A 25,954-nucleotide genomic window follows, 5' to 3' on the forward strand; every position below is an offset into this window, starting at 1 on the left:
AAGGCGCTCGCTTCCTACTCTACAACCTTGGAAATCAACTCTTTATTCGACCTGATGTTGGTAAATACAAAGCAGAAGTACTGGCTCGTCGATATAAAGCTGGCTATAACGTTCCTATCTCTTCCTTTACGTCGCAGTATATAGAAGACATAGAAACAATGCAGCAGTTGTTTGGTAACAAATATGATTTATTAAAAAAACAACATAAAGACGATTACTTGTATCTGCCAATTGTAATTGGGGCAGTAGATAATATGTTTTCTCGCGAGGTCTTTCATCAATTCTTCCATCAATCAGATAATCTTCTTTACATCGATGTAGGGAATACAGCTGTAACAGTTCCTGATAATTGGAGAGAAGTAAATAAAAGACATTGGACACCTCAACAAATAGCTGATTATAAAAACAGTGGTTATAACGGACAAGCAGTATGTGGAGTTAAATTGAATGGCGAGGTCATTCTTTCACCGCTTGGTGATTTATTTCCGGATGCTTTTACGAAAAAAGAAACAGCTCCAAGTCAATTAAGTTGTTCCGAATTAGCTGCTTCAGAACCACAGCGCGTTATTACCAATAAGTTCGCTGCCATGACTGTTGCTCAATTCGTCAACGAACTCTTTGATGAAGGTACCGTATCGAATCACTATATCATTTTCCAAGCTCAAAAGGCTTTTATGAAAGCTGCACCAATTGAGGGGTAATGATATAGGAGGGGACAAGATGAGAGTGTATCAATTAGATTCCACTCAATTACAACACAGTTTAACACCAACAAACATGTGTAATGGTGTTCTACAATACTACCAATATAAACAGTATACCGTTGTATCTGTACTTGATTTATCAAAGCAAGATTCCGGAATGATACCATTGCTTCTGGCTTGTTTAGCAGAGGCTTTGATTCATTTCAATCCGGATTCTTTTTTAGCGAAGGATGAATCTAGCATTTTATATTGGTGTAGAAAGAACTTTAAAGGCTTTCATAGTATCTCTGACGATGGATTTTTACAAGATTTCAAGCAGATATACGAATGTTATCAAGCATTGCAGAACGTTGGGAAACAAGAGAAAAATATAAAAATAAATATGTAATAGCAAGGAGAAGGGAAACGTATGTATAATATACTTAAACGTCAATATAATTACTTTATCCGAGGAGTGATTCGGATTAACGAAGAAGTACAAAGGGAATTGGACCTATTAGTGCAAAAGATTCGTGAAACTGTATCTTCTGTCCAAAAAATCATCCTTTTTGGCTCTCATGCATATGGCACACCAAATGAAGACAGTGATTTTGATCTCTGTATTGTTGTGGAAGGTGTCGGAGAAAGAAAAAGGGAAGTCATTAATTGTATCAATTGGGGTATTTATGATGTTATGGAAACACCAGTTGATATTTTAGTGTACGGACCAGAAGAGTTTCAAGAACGTGCTAGCCGTACCGTTACTATGGAACATAAGATTGCACTAGAAGGGAAGGTCCTATATGAGAAATATTGAGGATCTAAAAGAGTGGGTATTTATTGCAAAATCTGATTTAGATTCTGCTAGTTACTTAACTCACATGAAACCTTTCCCAACTGCAATTATTTGTTATCATAGTCAACAATGTGTGGAAAAACTTCTAAAAGGATTTCTTGCACTAAACGGTAGGACAGTCCCAAAAACTCATAACCTTTTAATGCTGCACAAATCATGTCGGAAATTAGATGAGGAATTCTCATTGATTTTAGAACAGTGCGTGCAGCTAAATGGTTATGCTACAGACATTCGTTATCCGTATTTTGAAGCACTTACTGTTCAAGATGGATTAATCGCTATACAACATGCTCAAAAAGTAATGAGCTTTTATATGGAAAAGTTAAACAAGTTGAATATACATGAAATCACAGTTGATTAAAAATAGAGGATATACACAAAAGAGAGTGCCTATTAAATAGGGACTCTCTTTTTCTATCTAAAAACAGAGGAGGTATGCTCCATAGTAGTATGAAATGATACTTTGCTATGGGGATAACAATATAATGATGGATATATATAAAGAAATTAAAGAGGAAATGAAAAAAGTCTATTTATCTCGCGATTGTTGTTTTGTAGGTTACAGTGGGGGGAAAGATAGTTCTGCCATGTTGACGTTACTATGGGATGCAATTGCTGAGCTACCACTAGAGGAACGTACAAATCCAATTCATATCTTAACTTCCGAAGTTGGAGTAGAAACACCTGCTATGACGGCTTATATCTCAAGGACATTACAAAAGATCCAGGAGAAAGCAAATGAGCAAAACCTACCATTTGTCGTTCATGGTGTGAAACCACTTATGAAAGAATCATATTGGTATAAAGTAATAGGCAGAGGCGTTTTACCACCGAGCGGAAACAGTAGATTGAGATGGTGTACTGACTCTCTCAAGGTCAAACCGATGCAGCGAAAGATGAAAGAAATCTTAATAGCTTCTCAAACTACTACTGCAGTAGAATGCTTTGATGAATATGATGGTGTGCTTATGCTGGCCGTTCGTAATGAAGAGAGCGCTCGAAGAAGACATAGTATTCAAAAGCATGAGATAAGTAATGATTCCTTATTTTCACGTCATAATGATATGAAGAATATCCTCTGCTTTAATCCAGTTAAATTTTTAACCGGTGATGAAGTATGGATGTTACTTTTAGATAGAGGGATACTGCCCTTTGGTGTGGATGTGGAAGAAATGAGCATACAGTATGGACAAGCTATGTTTGAATGTGGCATAAAAACAGGTGGGAAGCAGCAGGGAAATGCTTGTGGAGCTGCAAACTCACGTAGTGGATGTTGGACTTGCCTAATGATGAATGGTGAGGATAAAATGTTGACCCAGCTAATTAGTGAGGGGTATACGGACTATGCTTATCTACAATCCTGGAAAAGCTTCTTACGTTCGATTAGAAACGATATTCGGTATCGGAATGTAATGAATAGACGAAGCCTGCAAACGCTCCTTAGAAACGAAAATAAAAGGGATTCAGACTTGTTTTCCATATGTAATCATGTTGAATATGATTATATTATGTTTGATCGTACAGAAAAGGGAGACTATGCACCTGGAGGACTAACAGTAGAAGGTAGAAGAATGCTTTTAGAATATCTACTTTATATTCAACAAGAAATGAATACGAGTCTTATATCTGAAGAAGAAATTGAGGCAGTACTACAAGGCTGGTATGACACAGATGGTATTCGTGTATATCGAGATGAATTGGAGCCAATACATCACGCATGTCTTGGTGAATTGGTGTTCAAACCTGATTGTACAATAAATGAAGAAAAAACGACGTCTCCATTCCCTGTGTTTTTCGTGGAAATTGATGTTCATTTAGGGAAGCAGGAGATATTTCGTTGGATGAAGGAACGACAGAAAGTTACGCAGCAGAGTTTTTTCTTTTTTCCTTCAAATTATTCTAATGATTCTGCAAAGCTTACATGGAACAAACTAACCTTTGTTGTATCTAGAGTAGATGTAACAGAAGCAAGAGACGCTGAACGAATTGTTCGTCATTGGTTAGGAATGGATATGTACCATGGAAAAAAGAACGAACAACATAAACAAATGCTAATTCAGCTATTAATTCAATCCATGAAGAATGAACAATTATTTAAAGAAGATGAAAAAGCTAGTACGAAGCTTTTGTATGCTGCAGAGTTTACAAATAGACTTTCTAGATTAATAGAAACAGAGGAAATACTATCCGAAGAGACAAACCATCTCTTTGTAAAAATACTTAAGGAATTAAGAAACGAGGCTTTTTTAATAGATTAACAAATAAATAGAAGCTATATTTAAAGAGAGTACCAGTAACGTAGGTGCTTTCTTTAAATTAAAATAAGATGATACAATGTATCAATTAATATATATATATAATATAGGGGATGAATAATTATGCGCCTATACATATTAGAAATTACTACGGAACATAAAATCAGTTTTATTCATGCGACATCAATAGAAAAGGCCATAGAAGCATTTAAAAGGATATATAAACATTATGAAGAACAAGTACCATTTTACGTTAGAGAGATACATCCGAGTGAAAAAATCATAATGGATACAATAAGCGGTGAAATACATTGCATAGGAGACAATAGCGTTCTAAAGAAATGTTTGGAGAATCTTATGCACTTATATACTCCAATTGATTGGGTTCCTACACTTGTACTATATCAAGATGTAAAAGCTGATCCGGTTTCGTTTGCTATACATAAAGCATGCCTTATAAAAGGAAATCCTGAATATAACAAGGTTGGGATGGATGTTTGGAAAAGCGCTCTCCAGGTATCGTTAGATGATCACAGAGAGGTTTGGAATGCCCTAAAGGCATTTTTACACATCCAGGTACTTTCTGTATTCGAATTAGAACAAGTAATCAAAGTTAATGAAATAAGGTGATAATAATGGAATTCGAAGAATTTATACAGTTTGTAGAAGAAAATAAGCAAGAGCATTTTCAAGATATAATCAGTCAGAATGAAGCTGCAATTAAAAAGATAGATGAGGAAAAGTAAAAAGATAGATGAGGAAAAGTAAAAAGTAATCAAAGAAAAGTACATTAATAAGAAGACGTCTTCTATTTATAGAACATGTCTTCTTATTTTAGTATGGTTAATATAGGTCACTGTAAATATTGATAATATCTTTTTAAAGATATTTTAGTTTTGAACCCCATCCTACTTACCAACTCATCTTCAGTTAACCCTTTCTTAATAAGACGGAGAATAAAAGTGTTTCTCATCTGCTGTGCAGAGATACGCCTATTTAACTCCGCACGTTTCACTTCAAGTCGTATCATCTTTTGTATAGCAACTTCAGACAAAGCCTTTGGTGCATCATTTTCGTACACCCATCGATACGTACCTCGATTAAAATCAAATGCCACAAATAGGGGATTATCTGTGTGTTGTCTAGGTCTTACAGGTTCCGGAATAGTGGTGTAATATTTATAAAGCTGCTGCGTATCTTCCATAGTTAAAGAAACAGACCTAGTTGCTCCATTTTCCCCAGGTATCATTAATATATTTCTAGCAAACTGTATATGGCTCATATTAAGCGATACAAGCTCTTGTAAAGACAAACCATAGTTTACTATTAAATTAATTATACAAGCGTTTCTATCCATGATTAAAGGCCGATATTGGGCTTGTCTTTCCGTTAATCCCTTTATTGATAGAACAGTTTGCTTTAAAAGCTTTTCTTCCATTTCGGTAATAAAATCATTATCATTTAGTGATTGATCCGGAATTAAAGAGAGATTAATACCATCCAACGGACTAACTATACCTAAAAACATGTGTAACTTCTTTAAAACAACCCATATTCTGTGTCTTGTTTTCTGAGAATATTTGCGTTTGTCTTCTAACTCAGAGAAATACATCTGATAGTCTGCTTCAGAAAGTTCATTCCATGATTTGATATGAAAAAGTATTTCACTTACTTCTAACCACTTAAAAAAATCCTTAATATCGTATGCATAACGTTGAACTGTAGAATGTTTTCGTCCTTGTTCATTTAAATACGCTGAAAAAGCCTCTAATGTTTTCTCTAAGCAAATTGTTTCGTTCATAATAATCACCTAATTTCTTAGGATATATTATAACAGAAAATAAGTGAAAGACCTGCTACCGTCCTTTGCTACGCACGGTTGCTGGCATATAAAAAATGCAAACGGAAAAACAACCCTTTGTATTTTTTATATGTTGATTATTATTTGCAAAGTAAAATGTATAGCGTTATTAAAATGCTCCAAAAAGGAACTACAAAAACTAATCCCCAAAGCAGTCCTTTAAAAAAACTAATCTCATTATACGTATTTGTTTCTGTATAAGTTGTATCATTTAATGCTGTCATGTTAAATCCTCCAATATAAATTGTTTATTAAAATGAAAAAAGGACAAACCTAGTCCTGGTAGGGATACGTAGGTTTGTCCTTTTGTATGGGGTAATGATATGTTTAATTACCATTATTATAACGTAATTTACAAATATTTTCAATTAGGTCAGAGATCTTATTAACAATCATACTAGTTGTATTAAAAATCTATTATAAATATATATCTTATATATTAAAAAGAAATAAAGATAAAACTTTTATAGGTTATTCAAAATAGAGGTTAGGCTTACTCCCGCAAGGGGAAATTTAATATAAGAACATAAAAAATCATAAATTACATAAAATTTATCCATAGATTCAAGGATTATTAGACTTTTAATTCTACAAAAAAGCAGAAAGAAAATAATACATTTCTACATGAAATCAGAAAGAATTTGATACCAATCACATTATATATATTCAACCTTGTAAATAGAAGTTATTTTACTTATTTTGGTTGTTGAGTTGATATTTATCCTCTAATTATCCACATTTCATTCAGGTTAGGCAGCTATTTGTTAACATTACTCAGTATTTACACATAACTCACATTATTATTGATGATTTTTATTAGATATATACAACGACATTAGTAATTACAATGATTTTAGAAAGATTATATTCACATTGAATCATATTTGTCCGCATATCCACTATTTTTATAATTTTCCTTTTGATTTTTTGTAGGTATTATAAGATAGGTTTTAATACATTAGAAGAATACTCCCTAGTGTTATGTGGAGAGTTATATATTGCTAGAAGCGAATTTGTATAGAATTGCATAAAAAAAGACTCCATTTTACATGAAGTTCTTCTGATTTGGTATGTATAAGTAGAGTAGCAGAAATAGATTACTAATCAAACAAACACGAATAGCCCTCTACTTTCGATTTTTTCAAAAATAGAGAGCTCATTACTATTATTTTATTTCCATTGCGTTTAGCACCTGATCTGGAGCTGTTATTGTTACTCCAGCACGTACTAAACGTTCGAAGGTACGCATAAACTCTAGTAAATTAAACTGCTTTGGTAGTTCAATAACACGAAGTTTTTCTTGTGGCAGCTTATCAATTGCCTCGATAAACCATTCACGTACATCACTTGGAATCGTGCGTTCTTTATGGCCACGAACTTTTAGTTTTTCACGCATTTCAATTTCTAAAGCGATATATGCATGGAGATTAACCCCCTGATCATATGCATATTTTCTAAATAACGTTTCTTCCTGGTATTTTAGATAATTACGGTGATAAGACTCTTCCGTCACTGGTACCGCAAACTTCTGCTTCAGTAGTGCATGCACATTCTTAAACATCTTCTTAATGTTGTGAAGAGAGTACATAGAATAATGTAAACCGAAATTAAAGACAGCTTGCTCACGTTCGCTATCTCTCTCTTTTGGTATATGCTGCGCAATAAGAGGGTAGATACCTTCTTTTGCTGCTGTATCAAGGATTTGATATTGAGATGTTTGATGTAATAGCTTTTTCAATGTATATACAATTTTCGTTGGATATCCTTCTTTTCGATCAATCATGTCACGAAGTCCGCGAATGACGCTGCGGATTTGACGATGACAAGTATGCTTTAATACATGAATAAATTTATTCATGTCTGCAGAAAGTTCACCGATATTCATCTCTTGTAGGACTGATTCAATGAATTTCGCTTTACGCGCATACGTAGCCTTTGGTGTAAATGGATCCCTGTGTTGTTCTTCACCAGATTCTTTCGTACATAAGAAGTCCGAATGGATAGATAGATATAAGGTTGTATATCGTTTTGTATGTTTTACCCCTTTTTGCATTTTGCAAATTTTGAATAGGGGATTCCCCGTACATGGTAATGCAGTTGTTAACTCCTCGATAACCGCACGGATCTGATGCGGATATTTTTTATGTAAGAAACGATACATCCCACCGAAGTGAGTTTTGTTGCCTCTTTCGTCCTGCTTGTCTAAAGAACGCTTTAATGTTGTTTCTGTATGTTGTTGCATGGCGATATCTAAGAATAGTTTCTTAGCCGCTACAGATAGCTTAAAGAAAGCCTTTGTAAATACAACAGGACTAATATATACGTATGGATTTGCTTTTCCTGTTTCCTCATTCATAAAATGAGTCAGCTTGATAGTATATCGGCCATCTACTCCGTTTTCAATGGAGATAATGTTATGTAAGTTTAATTTCTTTAATGCAATATAGAATTGAGAGTGTTGGATATAAGCAAATTCTTCTTTGTATTGCTTGTAATCTTCCCACATCATATGTATTGTTACATTTGGAATAACACCATTAGTAAAGCATTTCTTATGTAGATATAAGAAAACTTCGAGATCAGCATTTGTAATGCCGTATAATTTATGTTTTCTTCCTGTTTTTTCTGCAAGTGCAGACATTGCGCGACGTGAAAAAGATGGTTTGGCTTTTTCGACAAAGCCTTCTACGTCAGCAATACGTTCTTCGTATGTCATGTGCTGCAGAATATCTTCTAAATATGTATCTTTATAGCTGTAGTATTTCTCCTCAAATGTTTCCACAAATTTTTGCCAAGCTTTTAATGTTACTAACACAGCATTGGTTGTTTCCCCATTTAAGCTACGTTGATTACGTATCACAAATGATTTTCCCATCTTTTTCACCTCCGTTCTACAAATTCAGAAATATATGCCAAAATACTATAAAATATACCAATTTTGATTATAGCAAAATGAAAAATGTTGAAAGGTGCCCCTTTAAGAGGAATTTTTAAAACATGAAACACGTTATAAACCCAATGATTATAAGGGATTAGAGAATCTATGGAAAAAAATTTGTGTTAAGGATATGGTAAAAAACGTTTCATGTCCTAATTGTCTAAACACAATAATGAAACACGGGAAGATTGTTGATATATAGAGGGTTAAGGAGAATTGTTTCTAATTTTTAGGTCAAGGATATGGCAAAAGTGTTTCATGTTTTAATCATAGGTCGTTCATTAGGGGAAAATACTGTAAATCCCTTTATATAAAGGGTTATAGGAGAAAATGTAATAGCTATAAGGTCAAGGATATGGTAAAAGGTGTTTCATGTTTTGATTTTTATAAGGTCAAGGATATGGCAAAAGTGTTTCATGTTTAATATAAAATGAAATTATTGGGGGAATAAGGTAAAACATTGGTACATAAGGGTTTATGGCCGTTTCATGTATGTATTTAGGTCAAGGATATGGCAAAAACAATTTGTTAAAATTCAAAGGTTTTATGCATTAAAATAAAGGTGAAATGTTGATATCAATGGGCTTATAAGGTATTGGAAAAAATTTTGTATTACGTATTTAAATTAATTGATGTTTTATGTTTTCGGGTTTAGGTTAAGGGTATGGCAAATTTCTTTCAAATAAATAGTAAAGAATTTAGTGTATATGCGGTATAAATTCTATTCAAATGAACATTTTATGAGAATATGGGACACGATTAGATAAAAATGTTTCATATTTGTAGTGAAGGTTCACTATATGGTAAAAAGTGTTTCATCTCTTAATTTATTAGATTGATTGAAGACCTATTGAAAACTAATGTATAATTAATGTTATTTTATGTTGTAAATAAAGAAAAATCGTGTCAGTACTGCTTGAATATAACTAAAGCTGGAAAAAATAATTGTTTACATATATGTATTAGATTAAATGTTTGTTTGAAAGAAAATACGGAAGGAGTGAAAATGTGGAGAGATTAACACAACTGTTTACGGATGCATTATTAATATCTGAGCCCTTATATGGAAATAATAAAGCTGTTTGGAACAAATGGACTGCCTATAGTTCAGATGTAGAAAAAGATAATACTAAGGTTGTGACGTCTCAATATGTTTCCCCATCTTTTTCGGCATTAGTATCATGGTTGAATAAAAAGAATGAAGAAGGAATTACTTCGTTACAAATTGGTATTAAGTTAAAAGAGTATAAAGATGAAATTCATGCAATTATTGAAAAGGTATTAGAAGACGAGTTTAAGAATGCTAATAAGTTTAATGATGGAACAATCATCCAGGGAGACGTAAATGAGGATGAACCAGATGAACCAGATGAACCAGATGAACCAGATGATAAAGAATATTTTGAAGTTAATAATTCCGCAGTTTATTTTAAATTACGTGATGGAATCTCTAAAAATCACTTTGAAGAAGACGCAGGTATGGGTGTAAAATCTTACCCTATTGAAACAAAGGAAAGTAATGCAATAGCTCAGCTCTCTTCTCACAGAGATGAAGATTTAAAGCTTATTAAAGATGACGAAGCATCTCGTTGGAATACTTTGGTGAATGATGTAATGAGCAATATGGATGATCTGACAGCTGATGTATTGGACTCCATTACCATCCAGTGGCTAGCACAAGCAAAATCCCCAGATGAATTTATAGAATTTTCATATGAGCAAGTATTGGATATGTGCAATGTACCAAAAAAGAAAGTAAGTAAAGGAGAGTACTACAGACCTGAAGATAAAATTAAGGTTGCTAAGCGTATTGCAGCACTAGCAAGTATCTTTATTTATTTAAATGATGATAATGAAGTAGTAGTCTTAAATGAAGAAAATGAACATGACGAAAAATATAAAGTAAAGAGAGAAGTTGTCAAACGGTTATTTGTCTTGGATTCAGTTGTATTATGGAGACACAATACAACAAATGAATATATGGGCATTGAATCTTGCCGTATCAAACCAGGGAGTTTTTTAACAAGTTATTTATATGGTTCAAATAATACCACAGCATTATTATCTAAAAAGGCACTTGAGTATAATAGTTATCGACATAAGTATCATAAACGTTTAATTCGTTATCTAACATGGCAATGGAGAATACGACAAATATATTCAACTTTGAAGCGACCATACTCCATTGGAGGAGATAAAGGCTTATTAGCTGTTATGGCAATCCCGCTTACTTGGAAGCCGAGTCGGATTAGAGAACATCTAGAGAATGTTCTTACTGACTTAGAAAAAGAGAACGTAATTTCTAAGTGGGAGTATACAGTAACATTAGATGAAGAACGTTTTAATAAGAAGAATTGGTTTAAAGATTATTGGGTGAATTTAAATATTACTATACTTCCACCGGAAGAATTAATTAAGTCAATGTATAATTTACCTAAGAAAAAAACACTAGAGTTAGAAAATAATACTGAAGAATCTATAGAATATTTTGAAAAGGCTACGGATGCCGTTAATATGCCTCCGAAAAAAAATAATGAAGAGCTTAATAGATTTGATGAAGAGGCTGTTCGAGAGAAAATCCTTAAACAACGCAAATTTGAAAATAAGTCTATACGAGAATTAGCAAAAGAAATAAGAATATCAGCACCTACATTATCTAGATTTTGTAACAGAGAAACCAAGCGGCTATCTGCAAATGCAGTTGAAAAAATGTCTAAGTGGTATGAGAGACAAGAAATATTAGAAAAAATGTAGTGGCTAACCAGATTATTAAAGAAGAAAAAACATTTTGTAGGATGTTTTTTCTTCTTTTTACTATGTCTGTTTCTAAATAATAATTTATAAATAGTTTTTATGCTCTCTGAGAGAAAAGATCCTTTGCAATAATATTAAATAAGCACGCAGATACGCTAAGTACAGCAGCCCCCTCATTATATAAAAGCATTATAAAAAATAGAGAAAATAGAATCGCCATAAGTAAGATTTCATTTTTAGCCTGTTTGATATGTTTCAACATAGTTAACATCTCCTTATTAATTAGTTAATAGAGTGCTAGGAACTAAAGCTAGACTCTCTATTTGCATATTTTACTTATCGAAGGCTCGTATTTTAATAGTAAAAGAGTAAGATTTTCATATTTTTAAAAAAATCTTGATATAAAAATTTAAATTGTGTAATATATGGGTATATTGTTAGTTTATTTGATTCCGTTTATTCCCACACCTTTTTTTGTGTTGTGGTTGAGTTGTAGAAGCAAGTTGCGTCTTGTTTCAATTGTGAAAGGGCTTCTTTGAGCCGATTAGTGTATATATAGCTTATTTTGCTATGCACATTTTTAATCGACTTGAAGAAGCCCTTTTTGTGTTGTTTTCAAGTTCGCCGGCGGGGTTATTTATAATTAATAAAATAACAAATTAGAGGAGATATGAAAATGAATAAAGATTGTAGACACTTAAAATTAGTACCAACAGTAGAGGAGCATAAAATACGAATGGAAAATAACCAGAAGTCATATGCTGCACCAGAAATGTCATCTGAATCCAGATCGAGAATTAATCAATTGCGAGGTTGTTTAGAGGCAGAAATCATATTACCTGATGGTAAAGTTCAATATTTTAAGCCACATGTTCGTAATGAAAAAGAAGCCATTCAAGAAATCGCATTATATATTGAAGGGATACAGGAAATGAAGGTAGGCTATGTCATCTTATGGCGCTTTGTTGGGCAACGAAGTTTTTATAGTGGTACTAAGATCGTAGCCGAACCGAAGTTTCATAAGATCCTACGTAAGCTGAAAGATTACTTTTTTGATTACGAGGAAGTTGTTTATGAACCTGAAAAATAAGAAGGATAGAGGAGTATGAACATGAAAAAGGATAACATTTGGACAATATTAGACGATCCCAAAGAGAAGGAAACAAACGAGCAATCCAAAGAGTCGGATGATATATTCGCTGGTTTGGATGAGCTATTGGAGATTACAGATGATTTACTACCGTTTTAATAAAGTCGAGGTAGTGTATAGAGGGTAAAAGGAAGAACTAAGTGATGTATTTACTTGGAGCTTCCTTTTTTTATTGTAAAAAAGAACTTGGAGGGAACGATTATGCGGTTAGGAAATGATTTAGCGGCGGGATTTTATCCAACACCACTAACAGAAGGGAAACACTTAGTACAATTATTACAAATGGAATCAGAGCGAGCTTATGCTTGCTTTGATCCATGCTGTGGAGAAGGGACAATTTTACGAAGTTTTGCAGATGAGGTGAGACAGGTTGGCATACAACTTGATACATATGGTGTGGAAGTAGATGCAAATCGATATGGCAAAGCAAAAGAGCAATTAGATGTAGTGGTACGCTCAAGCTTTGAAAGCATGATGATTAGTCATGACTACTTTCCGCTTATATTTTTAAATCCTCCATATAATACGGAGCTTCGTACAGAAAATACAAAATCAGAGAAAATGGAGTTCAGCTTCCTAAAGCGTGCTCACCTTTATTTACAAGAAGGTGGGATTATGGTGTATGTCATTCCATACGATAGATTTGCTAGAGACGACATCAGTTATTTCTTAGCAAAACATTATGAGGAAATAGGATTAATGCGTTTTGGCGATGAAAATGAAGAATTTGAGCAATTTAAGCAATGTGTTTTTATTGGCCGAAAGCGTGCAGCTATGAAGAATGATACATATTTCAATGATCGATTTGCTAATTTTTGTGAAAATATGTCCGATCTTGCTTTCGTAAGAAAACATGTGAATACATTAGCACAAATGGTGAATCGTAAGGACTGGACTATACCTGAATTGCGTCATCAAAACAAACTAATTTTTACATCACGAGTGGACTATAAAAGTGCTTATGAAGGAGTGGGAAAATCGGAAGGTATCTTGACATTCAAAAAGCGTTTAAATAGAGGGAATGGTTACTCACTTCAAGATGAGAAAACAGCAGCTGAAAGAGCAAAAATGCCGATTGCTTCCGGACAATTAGGACTATTGCTGATAACGGGTGTGGCAGATGGTTTGCTTGGTGAAGGTGATACACTCCATGCAGTTCGTGGATCTGAAAATGTGTATTATGAACATTCATTTGAGCAATTGGAAAAAACAACAAAAGAAGTTGTTTTACAAAAACGTCGCGCTAAATTTATCATTGCAACGCCAAAAGGTGAAGTCAAAGAACTTGTCTAGGAAAGGAAGAAGGCTATGTCTGTACTATTAGGAATAGGAGCATTATTTATTGTATGGGAATTTAGTAATCGTATGTTTCGTATTGCTATTGTACTTACAGTCATTTGTTTATGTGCTTCTCAATTAGGTGCAGGTACATATTTGGAAGTATTAGAGCAATTCTCTGTCTTTCAAGGTGCAGGTGATATGCTACATGCGGCTGAACAGTCATTACCAGAGTGGAAACAGTTTATAGATTTTCAGCCAATAAATTGAATGAGTAGGACATGAAACGTATCGAATAAGATGCGTTTTTTATTTTAGGAGGGAAACTTATGTTACAAGAAATGATTCAACAAGATACATTTGATCAGGAACAAACACCAGCGATGTTGCAATTGGAGACGGGAACTGCTTCACATTCAGCCTTCTGCTTTGCTATGGCAGTTAATCAAAACAACCAAATGCAATTTGCAGTGTTAGGTGCGAATGACAGTACATTAAAGTCATTCAGAGCAGCCATATCAATGGGGACTCGTCGTTTGTATTTTGGAGAGGGACAAAAAGAAGAATTACATTATGTATTAGGCAAAAAAATGAATGTAATCTCGACTGGACAATTTGAGTTTATAAATACACAAACAGTAAATAGAAAAAAGGCAATTATTGCGTTTTCTAAAGAATTAGAAGAAAAGTATATTGTTGCAATTGATGAAGCACCAGAAATGCAAGTAAGAGATTTCTTAATGGCTCCTCCATACGGTCTCCCAATCTTAGAAGAATGGGCGAAGCCAATATACGAAGAGATGCTGACTAGAAAGTTATTACAACCATTAGATGTGTATTTTGATAAGAATGAATTTACTTCTCTATCTATTGCGCAGGTAGTGCTAAAAGAAGAGGATTGTAAAGAGTTTTTATCAGAAATGATACGCACTGGAAAATGTAAATTCCCACAAGATGGTACAGGTGAAAAAATCAATGAAATTAATGATTTAAATGAATATCTATTGGAGTATTCACCTGTCATGCTTGATAAGGTAACGAAATTAGATGAGCCTTTACATCAACCGATGAAAGAACAGGCATTATCTCATTTTGATACGTACCAAAGACCATTATTCCCTGTACAGGCACATGTAGCAACAGGTGCAGCAAAAGCGTTACAAGTACAAAAAGGAATCATTATACAGGGGGAAATGTCGAGCGGAAAAAGCGCAATCATGACAGCGACAGTAGATGGATATTTCCATTTAACCGGAAAAAAAGGGTATCGTACCTGCGTATTTGTTCCACCGACTCTTACTGAGAAGTGGGCAAAAGAAGAAATACGACACTTAATACCAGACGCAGACGTACATCTGATTAAACGTACAGAGGATTTAATTCGCATTCATCAATCTTGGATTCAGGCAGGAAGACCAAAACCAGAAAAACCAACCTTCTTTGTCATTAGTTTTACAACGATGCGAGGGGACTCAATTAAACAAATGCCATTACCTTATAAACAAATTGCACTTTCCAAGAAATCGAAGGAAGATGTGCAAAGATATTATAAGAATGGCTACTACTGTCCAGATTGTGGTGCTAAGTTACGTAAAAAAACGTCTTCTATTATGGTTCAACAAGCTAATGGTGATCAGAAAGAAGTCTGCCAGTATAAAGATTTCACAGGAAGTGACTTAGATTCAAAAACAAATAAAAACAGTGTATGTGCTGATTGTAATTCAAACATTTGGAGTCCAAAAGTAAAAACGAAATATGCGAGTTTTAAAGATTGGACCAAATATGAAAATAAATTAGTGCAAGCAATAAAAGAGGGAAATAAACCGTTGCAAAAGCAACTAGAGCTAGAGAATCGTGTCAAGCCATATGAAGCGAAACAATCAGGACGAGCATATCGAAAGGTAGCTACCGTTGAGTATATTCGTCGAAAAATGAAACACTTCTTTGATGCTTTAATTTGTGACGAAGTCCACGAATTAAAAAGTGAAACAGCGCAAGGAACTGCACTAGGAAGTTTAGCAAAGGTTTGTAAGAAAGTTGTAGCTGGAACAGGTACATTATTCGGTGGGCGCGCGAGCGACGTATTCTATACTTTATGGCGTTTATTCCCACAAAAGATGGTGAAAAGGGGCTTTGAATATAGTTCTTTAATGGAGTGGAATGAAACCTACGGAAACATAGAGAGAACGTATTATCATGACGGTGAAGTGGTATCCAACGTTGCTTCACGTGGTGCACAAGGGATGTTAGATAAAACAAAAGTTGTTCCTGGTATTTCACCATATGTGTTTACTCAATTCTTAATGGATACAACCATTAATGTACGCTTAAAAGATGTTTGGCCAAATCCTGTAGAGTTAATTAATGTACCTACGATTCTTGTCGAGATGTCGGAAGAACAAAAAAAGGCTTATGAGCATATGAAAGGGTCTTTTGAGAAGGCGATTGAAGGGGCGAAAGGTACACCAGATGTTGGGAAACTATGGCTCTCTTATATTCGTACAGGAAATTCGTATCCAGATAATATGAACCACTATCCAAACTATCACTTAGATAACGCGGAAAAAGAATTGGTTTGGTCCAACGAGGAATTTAGATTTGATGAGGATTGTATACAGCCGAAGGAGAAGAAGTTACAAGAAATATTGCAAACTGAAATCTCTGAAGGTCGTCCAACCATCATTTATGTATCTGATACAGGATCTACAGTGAAAGAACGAGACATTCAGCCTCGTTTACAGAAGGTTGCAGAGCAAGTACCTGGTGCAAAAGTATCTATTCTTCGCACGAATACAGTTGCTCCGCCAAAGCGCAGTGCATGGTTAAAAGAGCAAGTAAGTAGCGGTGTGAATGTAATCATCTGTTCACAAGAATTAGTTAAGGTAGGATTGGACTTGCTGGCCACGCCAACAATAATTTTCTACCAACTATCATTTAGCTTATTTACGTTAAACCAAGCTGCAAGAAGACACTGGCGTATTGGACAAACTAAGCAATGTAGAACCTTCTATCTGGGCTACAAAGAAACATTCCAAGCTCAGATGGCTCAGTTAATTGCTCAGAAGAATAAAGCTGCTGAAGCAATGAATGGTGATGCAACAAGCGATGGACTGAATGCAATGCTTGGTGATACAGGAGATCTACAGACTCTATTAATTCAAAACATTAAGAGTGGAAATCAATTAAAAGGTTCTACAGAGGAATGGACAAAAGCAGCATCTGATGAATCGAAACGCGTCCTTGCGAACATCGGTAATGTCATTACACCTGTATTTGAATCAATTGAAATTCAATTTACGAATTGGGTGGAGAAATTACCAGAAACGATGGACGTAGCATTTATGAAAGAAGCTCAATTTGTACAAAGTGCCGTTGAATGTATTAAAAAAGAACAAGTACCTGGAGTTCGAGTGAAGCAGAATGTACTTGAAGTAGATGGAGAGATAGAGGATATCATTCGAGCTTTAACAACACTGAATACTGATAAGCGTATGCTTGTACAAAAACAAGATATCACATTCTGGGATTCAGTTATTGTTGAAGTGGATTCCTCAAAAAAGAAAGAAAAACGAAAAAACAAAGTAATCGATGGACAGTATGAGTTTGATTTATTTGGATGATCGAGAGGGGAATATTATGTTTACGAAGATTTTTATTGGTCTATTTTGTTATGTGTTTTTGGTAGTTCGTAATTCAAGGAAAAAATTTCTAATAGAAGAAGCCAAGAAAAAAGAAATGGAAAATAAACCGGTGGAAAGACCCGTTTATTGGTGCCCAAGAGAAAATAGACCTATTGGAAGGGAACAAGAGCGTGTTACTGTTCCAACAAAAGAAATCACCTTAGAAAAGGATGTAGCAAATATTTATGATTTAGTTGCTACATCTGTTCATAAAAATCTGGGTGAGGAAGAGAGTAACAGGTTAAAACATGAGGATATAGAAGAAGTGGAGTATGCTGATGCTTTTCATCATACTCCTACTCCTGAAGTTGTTTATGATATTCCTTTTCCAAGTGATGAGGATATACCAGAAGAATTATTAGAATATGAGGACATGTATTCACAACAAGAATATGTTTCAATTCCACCGGAAACGGAACACGTTTTTCCTGTTCAACAAGGAGTAGCTGATGTTGAAGATATGGATTTTGTGAGGTGGACTGCAAAAGTAATAGAACAAGAACAAGGACTAACACGTGTCATAAATATGTCTAATAAAAAGCGTTATTGGATTCATACAGAGGGAGAGATATTACCGAAAAATCAATTACTGTATATGAAATTAGAGGTCGATTCACCTTATTCTTATACACTAGTTGAATGGAGTAATAGACAACTAGGGAATATATAATTCTATTTCCTAGTTGTATTTTCTTAGTTAAATAGCATGAAACACAGCATTTTCTCACTCATTTGTACAAGAATAAAACATTTTTTTATTTTTGTACAAATGAGTGGGACAGAATGATTCACCATATAAGGATATTCGACTATAATGAGACATTGTACGTCATTGTAATATTGAAATGTTTTGAGATTCAAGTGATTAACAGTCTTAAAACAGGGGAATTGAGAACTCTTCGTAATATTACAATGCTTAAAATAGATTAAATCCATACATGAGGATTAAATGAAGTAAAAAATATTTTGAGTTGAAAAAATAACAATTTTGAAAGGTGAATGTAAATGAATATTAATTCCATAAGTAACAATGTAGTAGAAAAATTAGAACAAACGGTGCGCTATGAAAAGAAACAAGTCCAGGTATTACGTGTAAGTAAAAGTAGTTCTAATATACACGCTTACATGATTTTTCCGGAATTCTCAGAGGTTAAAATTTCAAATACCGAACTGGATGAATATATAGAAAACCTGTCAACAAGCGTGAAGTATGTCATTGATCGCAAGTTGAGTCAACAAGAAATTGAAAAACAAAATCATTCTTTCATTATGACGTGTGAAGTCGAGGAAGATGGTGTGATAGATGATGAAACGATTCATTTTAATACGACGTATGTAAAACCACCAACAATTGCAAATAAAGTATTTAAGTTGGTGTGTGGATTAGGGAATCGCTTAGATAGCTTAAAAGAATTACATATTACAGTATTAAATAATAATATTAATCGAATTGAAATTGAGTTTTACAATGAAAATGAAACATATGTGGCAGTAGAAAAAGAAGAAATTGCAAATGCAATTATGGGGGCATATACAAAAGCAAATATCTATTATGCAGCAGATCTTTTTTATGCTGCAGAAGGAAATGAAATCAAATTAAAGAGCATCAAACCAAAATTAGCGGGTGATGTGTGATGAAGCGAGAAAAAGGAATGATAGGAGTCTTATGCACGCTTGTTCTGATGATTTTATTACTTGTACCCTTACAAGCAGCTCAAGCTTCTGTAAAAATAGATTTTAATGAGTTAAAAGGAAATGATGTTTCATCTTCATTTACAGATGGACTAAATAATCGAACGAAAACAACAGAGAAAGATGATTCATTTGGATCATCAATCATACAAAAGATTGAAGGATTGTATGCGCCGGCTTTTAAAGTAGGAGTCAATATCTTTTCTATTTCATTCGTATTAGGCGTTATTGTCATGGTTATGGCATTAATTACAAAGAATGGTCAATGGATGAAGTGGGCAACCGGAAGTATGATTTTCTCATTTATCAGCATGATGTCGATGAGACTAAGTGTATACTTCCTGTTTAGTTCCGATGTATTTTCATTTATGAACATCTTTACGGATTTTTTAGACCTGTTTAAAGCAACAGCACTTATTTTCACACCATTTATGTTAATCGCAGGTATTCGTTTAAGAAGAATTCATGAGAGTACGAAACAGCCTGAATATTACCGTTGGGCCAACCGTGTCATAACAGGATCTTGTTTGCTGTGTATGTTAGCCGTACTCGCTCCATGGCTATTTGCTAATATGTAAAGAACTATATATAAAAGTAGAAGAGGTACTGAATTTACATTCAGTACCTTTTATCTACCCATTAGGTTCTTTCTTTCATATTCTTCAAATACTTCTTCTGAAATTGGCGATAGTATGCCACTCAAATACACAGCGGTATATAAAAAGTATTGCTCATCCCTTGTTTTAATTGTATGAGTACCGTGTTCCGCATTGTTTAGAATAATTCGTTCAATTTTGAGTTGTTTTTTATCACAAATGATCTCTTGTATTCTATATAAATTATGTATCGGTAAACGATCAATATACAAACAAAGGTACTCTAGTAGAAGTAGAATAACAGTCATTTGTAGAATGAAAGCAATTTTTAATAGAGTTGGTATCGATGCAAAAAACACTAGAAATATAGAGACTAAGAAGATATTTAACTTTGAAAACCATTTTTCGTGTTGATTTAAAGAAATAATACTTTTCTTATTCTGAAACACCTGGAACCTAGTTATAAGAAAAATAATTGTAAAGATTCCTTCATAACTAAACCAGGTTTTCCACTCCGTATCAGTAAGTTCTAGCAATATATATATGATACCAGTAGATAAGATCAATGGTACCAGCTGTACCAAACTAAATAGTATGGTATGTTCTAACATTCTTTTCTTGTAGATACGATTAGTAATTGAATCCAAGTTTCTTAACTCCTTCTGCAATTTTCATGATGACACCACCAATAAGAAGATGGTATTCGCCAATTCCTTTTTCATTTACGTACCAACACATATAGTGCCGGATACCTTCTTTTGCACCATGGTCATGTAAAGGAAAAGGAGATGCGTATTTTTTAGATGACATATTATTATCACCGAAAGGTACCTGTTCTGCAAGTGCAAAACGTTTCTTCGAATCATTTATAATCCAACAACCATAGTTTACTGACCCATACCATATTGCGTCTTTATGGATTGGATCGATAGCAGGTTGTGCTGGATAGCTTTCATCTAGTATTTGTGCTTTTTCTTCACGAAGTCGTTGATGAATATGTGAATTCAATGGATCTTCCGTTCCGATTTCATAGGTTTCCTCAAAATTCCCACACTCATAAGGAATAAGGGGACTATTTGAATCAGCTGCTAATTGTAGACTGCAAGAATCTGATTTTGAAAGATAATATACGCAGTCTTTGCAGGTGAAATAGTTTGAAAAAGCTGAATCTGTTTTTGGTTCTGGTTCTGTTACGGTATTATCTACTACAAGTTTTAACATATCTATCACAATCCTTTATAGGCTATTTCAAAATTTAATATAGACGTATCATATCATGCTTATTTTTAAATGTAAATATTTTCCATTTAAAAATACCCTAATTTATTCTGAAAGGAATGTTTGTTTTGAAAAGAAATCGAGAATATATTGCTTTGCGAAATTCTATATTAATAGGCTGGTTACTGACATGCATCGTAATAGGCCTATCTATCTATTTTTCTTCTGTTGTTTATTTATTAATCGGATGTTTCATTCTATCGTTAAAATACGGATTAATGGGTACCGTGAAAAATGTGGAAAAACGTTTGCCTACCTGGGCTAACTTTGGCGTCATTGAAAAACCAGTAAATAGAAGGGTGACCAGACCTTTTCAGTTTCGAGGTGGGCTCCTTGTTTCATTAGCATTAGGATTCGTAGAGATGGTGATAAAAGGCTTATGTATCTCATATTTTATTTTAGGATTAGAAACGCATGTATATCGTTTAATGCGCAGAAACGCAAGGGTGTAAAAAAGGGGGGGCTATTATGAAAGTATTAATATTTGAATTAGTTCTCATTGCGATTCTGATTCCATTAAATATAGTTGTGAAAAAACATGTACCAAAATGGAAGGGGAAAGCTGGAGAAAAATTAGTGAAACATATATTGAACAAATTGGATTCCGAAAGTTATTGCGTGTTACATGATGTTACGGTTCATACGGAGTATGGTGATACAACGCAAATTGATCATATTGTTATCGCGGAAACCGGTGTATTTGTTATAGAGACGAAGAACTACGAGGGATGGATCTATGGAAATGAGAAATCTGCAAGGTGGACACAGGGTATCTTTAGAAAGAAATCCTCTTTTCAAAATCCATTTCGCCAAAATTATAAACATATTAAGGCAATTGAATGGTTAATGGAACAACAGCTGCCGAGTATTTCGATTGCTGCGTTCCATCCAAAATGCAGTCTAAAAAGAGTAAATGTTCAATCTAAAGATAAACATGTCCTGTATTATAACGATCTACAAAAATGTATTGAATCATATACTGAAACGCAACTAACAAATGATGAGGTCCAGCACATCTACCAAACAATATTGCGAGCGAACATTATGGATAAGGATATTGAAAAGAAACATGTGAAGTATTTACATAATAAGTTCGCTAAACAATAAGAAATGGGGAAAGAGAGACATGTTATATGTAATAGGATTTATTATAATTTCTGTAGTAGCTATTCGTCTTAACATGAAGTATTACAAGTTAAAAGGAGATCAAAAAGATTTTGTGAAAAGAGTAAATAAATAGTTGTGAACATTTATCTTAACATATAAAAAAGGCCCAGTTGATGGAGCCTTTTTTATACCTAATCAAAATAGTTAGCTTAATGTTTTTTTAATGGTTAAGTAATGTAGTTAGCAATGATTCACTATTAATATCCTCGCCCTAGTAAAAGTACTTACCTTTCAGGAGACTCATACTTCAAGTGTTTGCTATGTGGTGAGTAGTTCACGAAGATGTTCGAGCAAATTTAAATTGAAATTAAATTTTTATATAAATGGTATATAGGATACATTTTAATTGTATCTTGTTCATCTTTTTTTAGAGATTCATATAATCTTTTGGATTTTAACCTATTTTGTAATAAAACTTCACAAGCATAGTCTAAAATTTTATCATTTTTATTTTGAGCGTTTTCTTGGATGGTCAAGATATCGTTAATTTCATCATCTGATAGCTCATTACCTAGTCTAAGATTAATTTGATACAGATTAATTTTTTGTATGATATCCTTAGGATTCTTTAATAGGTATCTTTGGATAAGATCTTGTGCAATTTTTAAATATTTTTCGTCAGAATATTCATCAAAATAGCTAATATATTTTAGATGGGTATCTATACTATTAAGTGAATCAATATCATGGTGTTCATCTTGAAAAGAAAGTTCTAGAATTTCATATTTAAAGTTTGCAGCTCTTTCCATATTCTCAATACTCTGATTAAGATATAGACTTACTTTCCAAATTTTCTCCCTCCAATTAGCATCATCATAATCAATAACATGCCCATCTTTAGGAAGGAATGCACCCATTGTTTTAATTGCTTTAACACTGAAAAAGTCGATAGCAGTATAGCCATCAAATAACAATGTTACCATCACGTAATCAGAGAGTTCAATGTTACAAAATACCATACTGTTTTTATCTAAAGGAGGAGTAAAATTAATTAAATCATATTGCTTATTTTTAAATATATTAATAATTTTATTAAAAAGGATGAATAGATTTTCCTTCTCATCAAAAATATAGTCCTCACTAATTCCTATCTGTTTGCATATTTGAATAAGTTCTTCATGGATCTTTATATTTTCATCAATATCTTTAAAAGTTTCCTTCTCATTTAATGTAGTGTCAATTTCGAAAGAGGATAAAGGAATTTTATTATATGTTAATAGATATTTAAGTAACTTTAAGCTTTTTACATAGGATCCGAGAGTTTTTAATTTACTTAAATGCACCTTACCGTTTATTAATCTTAATTTGCCATCAACAAATTTTTTACTAAATTCAAATGTTAAAGAATTTTCAATTGTAAGACAAATAATTTCTTTACTTATTTTTAATACAGATTTTATACGGAGTGTTTCATTACCTATTGTTACTATTTCATCTGTTTCTTTGCGCATTTCTTGTAGTTGAAATATATCTATTGGAAAGTCTACATCATTTAATACACCATATACATATGCTTGTTCTTCAAATAAATCTACTAAAACATTATTTTGAACATGTCCATATTCAATTTTGTATTGTGAGAATGCTATGTTTTTAGCATCTTCTATAAATCTTTTTGACTGTTTTTCCAATGAGTTCAGAAAAGATTTACAGATATTCTCTAACTCTCCATATTCTAGTTTTTTAAAATTAACTGTTATAGATTTTTGTCCAGTTAATTCTATCTCATCTAATAGTTTCTTTAAATCTAATGGAGCTAGAGTTTTATAATACGCTTGACTTACATATGTTTCAGGGTGAATAGTAACTACAAAAAATAGTACCCCATTATCATTCTTGTAGTATACATCTAAATCTTCTTTACTTATTGAATGAGCAATTTTCTGCTGCTTTTTGATCTTCTTAAATTTAGTTGTACCTTTTATTTGTATTGGTACGGTGCCTATAAAATCTGTTTTCTTAATTTTATTTGTATAAATGTTAATATCTCCATCAAAGGAAAGTCCTTTGTCATTCCACTGTACATTACTTTGTAAATGAAAAGGGGGTTGTAGTATGCATTTATTTATTTCCAAACAAGCTAAGTGTTCAATAATTGTATTATCTAAAGGGTTTAATTTTTTCATACTTCTTTTTCTCCTCGTTAATTTATAAGTAAATCAATTATAGCAAGTATTGATACATCTTTCTTATCTAGTATAAATTTGAAACTAAACGGTTATATTGCGATAATGAGCAATATAACAGTGAGGTGACCTATTTGAGTACAGTTGTAAAAGTCATGAAATACCAAATAGTCTGTCCTGTAAATATAGAATGGAAGACGTTTGAAATATATTTACGTACACTTTCATATCATTTTAGAACTATTGGGAATAGAACTATACAAAAATTGTGGGAATATGATAATCAATCATTGAAGCACTTTAAGGATACTGGCCAATATCCAAGTGCCCAACAATTATATGGGTGTACTCAAAAAACCATAAGTGGATATATTTATGATCAGTTAAAAGAAGAATATCAAGATATTAATAAAGCCAATATGTCCACTACTCTACAGAAGACAATTAAGACCTGGAATAGTAGAAAAAAAGAAATTTGGAGTGGTGAGATGTCCATTCCTTCATTCCGAAACAATTTACCAATTGATATTCATGGAAACTCTATTCAGATAATAAAAGAAAAGAGTGGTGATTATATCGCAAGCGTATCTCTTTTTTCATCAAAATTTATAAAAGAAAACGATTTACCCAATGGTAAAATTTTAGTGAAATTATCGACAAGAAAACAAAATAGTATGAAGGTAATTTTAGATAGAATAATTGATAGTACATATGCCAAAGGCGCTTGCATGCTCCATAAACATAAAAAGAAATGGTATTTATCTATTACTTATAAGTCAAATATAAAAGAAGAACTTAAATTTGATGAAGATTTAATTATGGGCATAGATATGGGGAAAATAAATGTTCTCTATTTTGCGTTTAATAAAGGTTTGGTAAGAGGGGGAATTAGTGGTGAAGAAATTGAGGCTTTTCGAAAAAAAATTGAGCATAGACGTATAAGTTTATTACGCCAAGGTAAGTATTGTAGTGGAAATAGGATAGGGAAAGGCCGTAAAAAACGAATTAAACCAATTGAAGTACTAAATGATAAAATAGCCAAGTTTAGAAATGCTACGAATCATAAGTATGCCAATTATATAGTGCAACAGTGCTTAAAATATAATTGTGGCACTATACAATTAGAGGATTTACAAGGAATAAGTAAAGAACAAACATTCCTAAAAAATTGGACGTATTTTGATTTGCAGGAAAAAATCAAGAATCAGGCAAATCAATATGGGATTAAAGTGGTGAAAATTGACCCATCCTATACAAGTCAACGATGTAGTGAATGTGGGTATATCCATAAAAATAATCGGCAAAATCAATCTACCTTTGAATGTCAGCAATGTAGTTTTAAAGTTCATGCAGACTACAATGCTGCCAAAAACATTTCTGTGTACAATATTGAGAAGGTAATACAAAAACAATTGAAGTTACAAGAAAAATTAAATTTAACAAAATATAAAGAACAGTATATAGAGCAGATGGAAAATATTAATTAAATAAGGTAGTAGGTAGTAGTTTGGCGGATTTCCACGCCATAAATGGAGAAGTGATACACGGTAAATTTACCAGGTGTATACGCTCCATAAGGTAGTATCGAATGTTAAAAAACATTGATACATAGGCATCTTGAATGCTTTGAAGGGTGTAAC

At 33.1% G+C, this 25,954-nt stretch carries 24 protein-coding genes and 1 pseudogene; 18 read left to right on the forward strand and 7 right to left on the reverse strand.

The window, feature by feature from the left end:
- Positions 1–23: 23 nt before the first annotated feature.
- The 6 genes and pseudogenes from EGX95_RS00980 to EGX95_RS01005 form a co-directional block, all read left to right on the forward strand.
- Positions 24–701: pseudogene (locus EGX95_RS00980) on the forward strand (thiamine biosynthesis protein ThiF); the annotation flags it as partial.
- Between the two features lie 19 nt (positions 702–720).
- The gene (locus EGX95_RS00985) at positions 721–1,092 is read left to right on the forward strand and encodes a hypothetical protein (RefSeq protein WP_001267129.1); all 372 of its coding nucleotides are present in this window, start codon (positions 721–723) and stop codon (positions 1,090–1,092) included.
- A gap of 21 nt (positions 1,093–1,113) precedes the next feature.
- Positions 1,114–1,500: a nucleotidyltransferase domain-containing protein gene (locus EGX95_RS00990; RefSeq protein ID WP_123805318.1), complete on the forward strand. Its 387-nt coding sequence runs from the start codon at positions 1,114–1,116 to the stop codon at positions 1,498–1,500.
- Positions 1,487–1,900, forward strand: coding sequence for a HEPN domain-containing protein (locus tag EGX95_RS00995; protein ID WP_001244160.1), 414 nt, complete (start codon positions 1,487–1,489; stop codon positions 1,898–1,900). The genes EGX95_RS00990 and EGX95_RS00995 overlap by 14 nt, the downstream gene beginning before the upstream one ends.
- A gap of 124 nt (positions 1,901–2,024) precedes the next feature.
- Positions 2,025–3,797: a phosphoadenosine phosphosulfate reductase domain-containing protein gene (locus tag EGX95_RS01000; protein WP_042512161.1), complete on the forward strand. Its 1,773-nt coding sequence runs from the start codon at positions 2,025–2,027 to the stop codon at positions 3,795–3,797.
- Between the two features lie 120 nt (positions 3,798–3,917).
- Entirely contained in the window at positions 3,918–4,424 is a 507-nt protein-coding gene (locus tag EGX95_RS01005; protein ID WP_001242093.1) for a hypothetical protein, read from the forward strand.
- Between the two features lie 223 nt (positions 4,425–4,647).
- On the opposite strand, the gene EGX95_RS01010 is transcribed toward EGX95_RS01005, so the two are convergent.
- From EGX95_RS01010 to EGX95_RS01025, 3 genes are all read right to left on the reverse strand, one after another.
- Positions 4,648–5,595, reverse strand: coding sequence for a tyrosine-type recombinase/integrase (locus EGX95_RS01010; protein ID WP_042512125.1), 948 nt, complete (start codon positions 5,593–5,595; stop codon positions 4,648–4,650).
- A gap of 140 nt (positions 5,596–5,735) precedes the next feature.
- Positions 5,736–5,879, reverse strand: a complete 144-nt coding sequence (locus EGX95_RS30080) for a hypothetical protein (RefSeq protein WP_172855682.1) — start codon at positions 5,877–5,879, stop codon at positions 5,736–5,738.
- Positions 5,880–6,820: 941 nt separating this feature from the next.
- Complete coding sequence (locus EGX95_RS01025) at positions 6,821–8,530, reverse strand: hypothetical protein (protein WP_042512124.1); 1,710 nt, start codon at positions 8,528–8,530, stop codon at positions 6,821–6,823.
- 1,071 nt (positions 8,531–9,601) lie between these two features.
- Between EGX95_RS01025 and EGX95_RS01030 the strand changes: the two genes are divergently transcribed.
- Complete coding sequence (locus tag EGX95_RS01030) at positions 9,602–11,347, forward strand: helix-turn-helix domain-containing protein (protein WP_123805322.1); 1,746 nt, start codon at positions 9,602–9,604, stop codon at positions 11,345–11,347.
- Between the two features lie 97 nt (positions 11,348–11,444).
- Here the strand turns inward: EGX95_RS01030 and EGX95_RS30085 are convergent, their stop codons facing one another.
- Complete coding sequence (locus EGX95_RS30085; RefSeq protein WP_000912109.1) at positions 11,445–11,609, reverse strand: hypothetical protein; 165 nt, start codon at positions 11,607–11,609, stop codon at positions 11,445–11,447.
- Between the two features lie 414 nt (positions 11,610–12,023).
- Here EGX95_RS30085 and EGX95_RS01035 point away from each other — a divergent pair, with 414 nt between their 5' ends.
- The 8 genes from EGX95_RS01035 to EGX95_RS01065 all read left to right on the forward strand — a co-directional run bounded on the left by EGX95_RS01035 (position 12,024) and on the right by EGX95_RS01065 (position 19,725).
- Positions 12,024–12,437, forward strand: a complete 414-nt coding sequence (locus EGX95_RS01035) for a DUF6018 family natural product bioysynthesis protein (protein WP_001030573.1) — start codon at positions 12,024–12,026, stop codon at positions 12,435–12,437.
- A 15-nt stretch (positions 12,438–12,452) separates the two neighbouring features.
- On the forward strand, positions 12,453–12,596 hold the full coding sequence (locus EGX95_RS30090) for a hypothetical protein (protein WP_014893881.1): 144 nt from the start codon (positions 12,453–12,455) through the stop codon (positions 12,594–12,596).
- Between the two features lie 102 nt (positions 12,597–12,698).
- The gene (locus tag EGX95_RS01040; protein WP_042512122.1) at positions 12,699–13,790 is read left to right on the forward strand and encodes a DUF6094 domain-containing protein; all 1,092 of its coding nucleotides are present in this window, start codon (positions 12,699–12,701) and stop codon (positions 13,788–13,790) included.
- Positions 13,791–13,805: 15 nt separating this feature from the next.
- Positions 13,806–14,045, forward strand: a complete 240-nt coding sequence (locus tag EGX95_RS01045) for a hypothetical protein (RefSeq protein ID WP_042512121.1) — start codon at positions 13,806–13,808, stop codon at positions 14,043–14,045.
- A gap of 59 nt (positions 14,046–14,104) precedes the next feature.
- Positions 14,105–17,395: a DEAD/DEAH box helicase gene (locus EGX95_RS01050; protein WP_048520062.1), complete on the forward strand. Its 3,291-nt coding sequence runs from the start codon at positions 14,105–14,107 to the stop codon at positions 17,393–17,395.
- A gap of 16 nt (positions 17,396–17,411) precedes the next feature.
- Complete coding sequence (locus EGX95_RS01055; RefSeq protein WP_000494367.1) at positions 17,412–18,125, forward strand: hypothetical protein; 714 nt, start codon at positions 17,412–17,414, stop codon at positions 18,123–18,125.
- A 335-nt stretch (positions 18,126–18,460) separates the two neighbouring features.
- Positions 18,461–19,090 (forward strand): hypothetical protein, encoded by a 630-nt coding sequence (locus EGX95_RS01060; RefSeq protein WP_001024815.1) that lies wholly within the window; start codon positions 18,461–18,463, stop codon positions 19,088–19,090.
- Entirely contained in the window at positions 19,090–19,725 is a 636-nt protein-coding gene (locus EGX95_RS01065) for a hypothetical protein (protein WP_000817906.1), read from the forward strand. Before EGX95_RS01060 ends, EGX95_RS01065 begins: the two co-directional genes overlap by 1 nt.
- 50 nt (positions 19,726–19,775) lie before the next feature.
- Here EGX95_RS01065 and EGX95_RS01070 read toward each other — a convergent pair whose 3' ends face one another.
- Positions 19,776–20,354, reverse strand: a complete 579-nt coding sequence (locus EGX95_RS01070) for a hypothetical protein (protein ID WP_002073821.1) — start codon at positions 20,352–20,354, stop codon at positions 19,776–19,778.
- 19 nt (positions 20,355–20,373) lie between these two features.
- Entirely contained in the window at positions 20,374–20,964 is a 591-nt protein-coding gene (locus EGX95_RS01075; RefSeq protein WP_000916407.1) for a hypothetical protein, read from the reverse strand.
- A 125-nt stretch (positions 20,965–21,089) separates the two neighbouring features.
- On the opposite strand from EGX95_RS01075, the gene EGX95_RS01080 reads away from it, so the two are divergent.
- Together EGX95_RS01080 and EGX95_RS01085 are read left to right on the forward strand one after the other, a co-directional pair.
- Entirely contained in the window at positions 21,090–21,473 is a 384-nt protein-coding gene (locus EGX95_RS01080) for a hypothetical protein (RefSeq protein ID WP_071713414.1), read from the forward strand.
- Positions 21,474–21,489: 16 nt separating this feature from the next.
- Entirely contained in the window at positions 21,490–22,128 is a 639-nt protein-coding gene (locus EGX95_RS01085) for a nuclease-related domain-containing protein (protein WP_000866031.1), read from the forward strand.
- Between the two features lie 356 nt (positions 22,129–22,484).
- Here the strand turns inward: EGX95_RS01085 and EGX95_RS01090 are convergent, their stop codons facing one another.
- Entirely contained in the window at positions 22,485–24,314 is a 1,830-nt protein-coding gene (locus tag EGX95_RS01090; protein WP_000735890.1) for a DUF4365 domain-containing protein, read from the reverse strand.
- Positions 24,315–24,439: 125 nt separating this feature from the next.
- Here EGX95_RS01090 and EGX95_RS01095 point away from each other — a divergent pair, with 125 nt between their 5' ends.
- Positions 24,440–25,801, forward strand: a complete 1,362-nt coding sequence (locus EGX95_RS01095) for an RNA-guided endonuclease TnpB family protein (protein WP_002073819.1) — start codon at positions 24,440–24,442, stop codon at positions 25,799–25,801.
- Positions 25,802–25,954 lie beyond the last annotated feature (153 nt).

The sequence above is a fragment of the Bacillus sp. FDAARGOS_527 genome (assembly GCF_003812125.1).
Taxonomy (GTDB): Bacteria; Bacillota; Bacilli; order Bacillales; family Bacillaceae_G; genus Bacillus_A; species Bacillus_A paranthracis.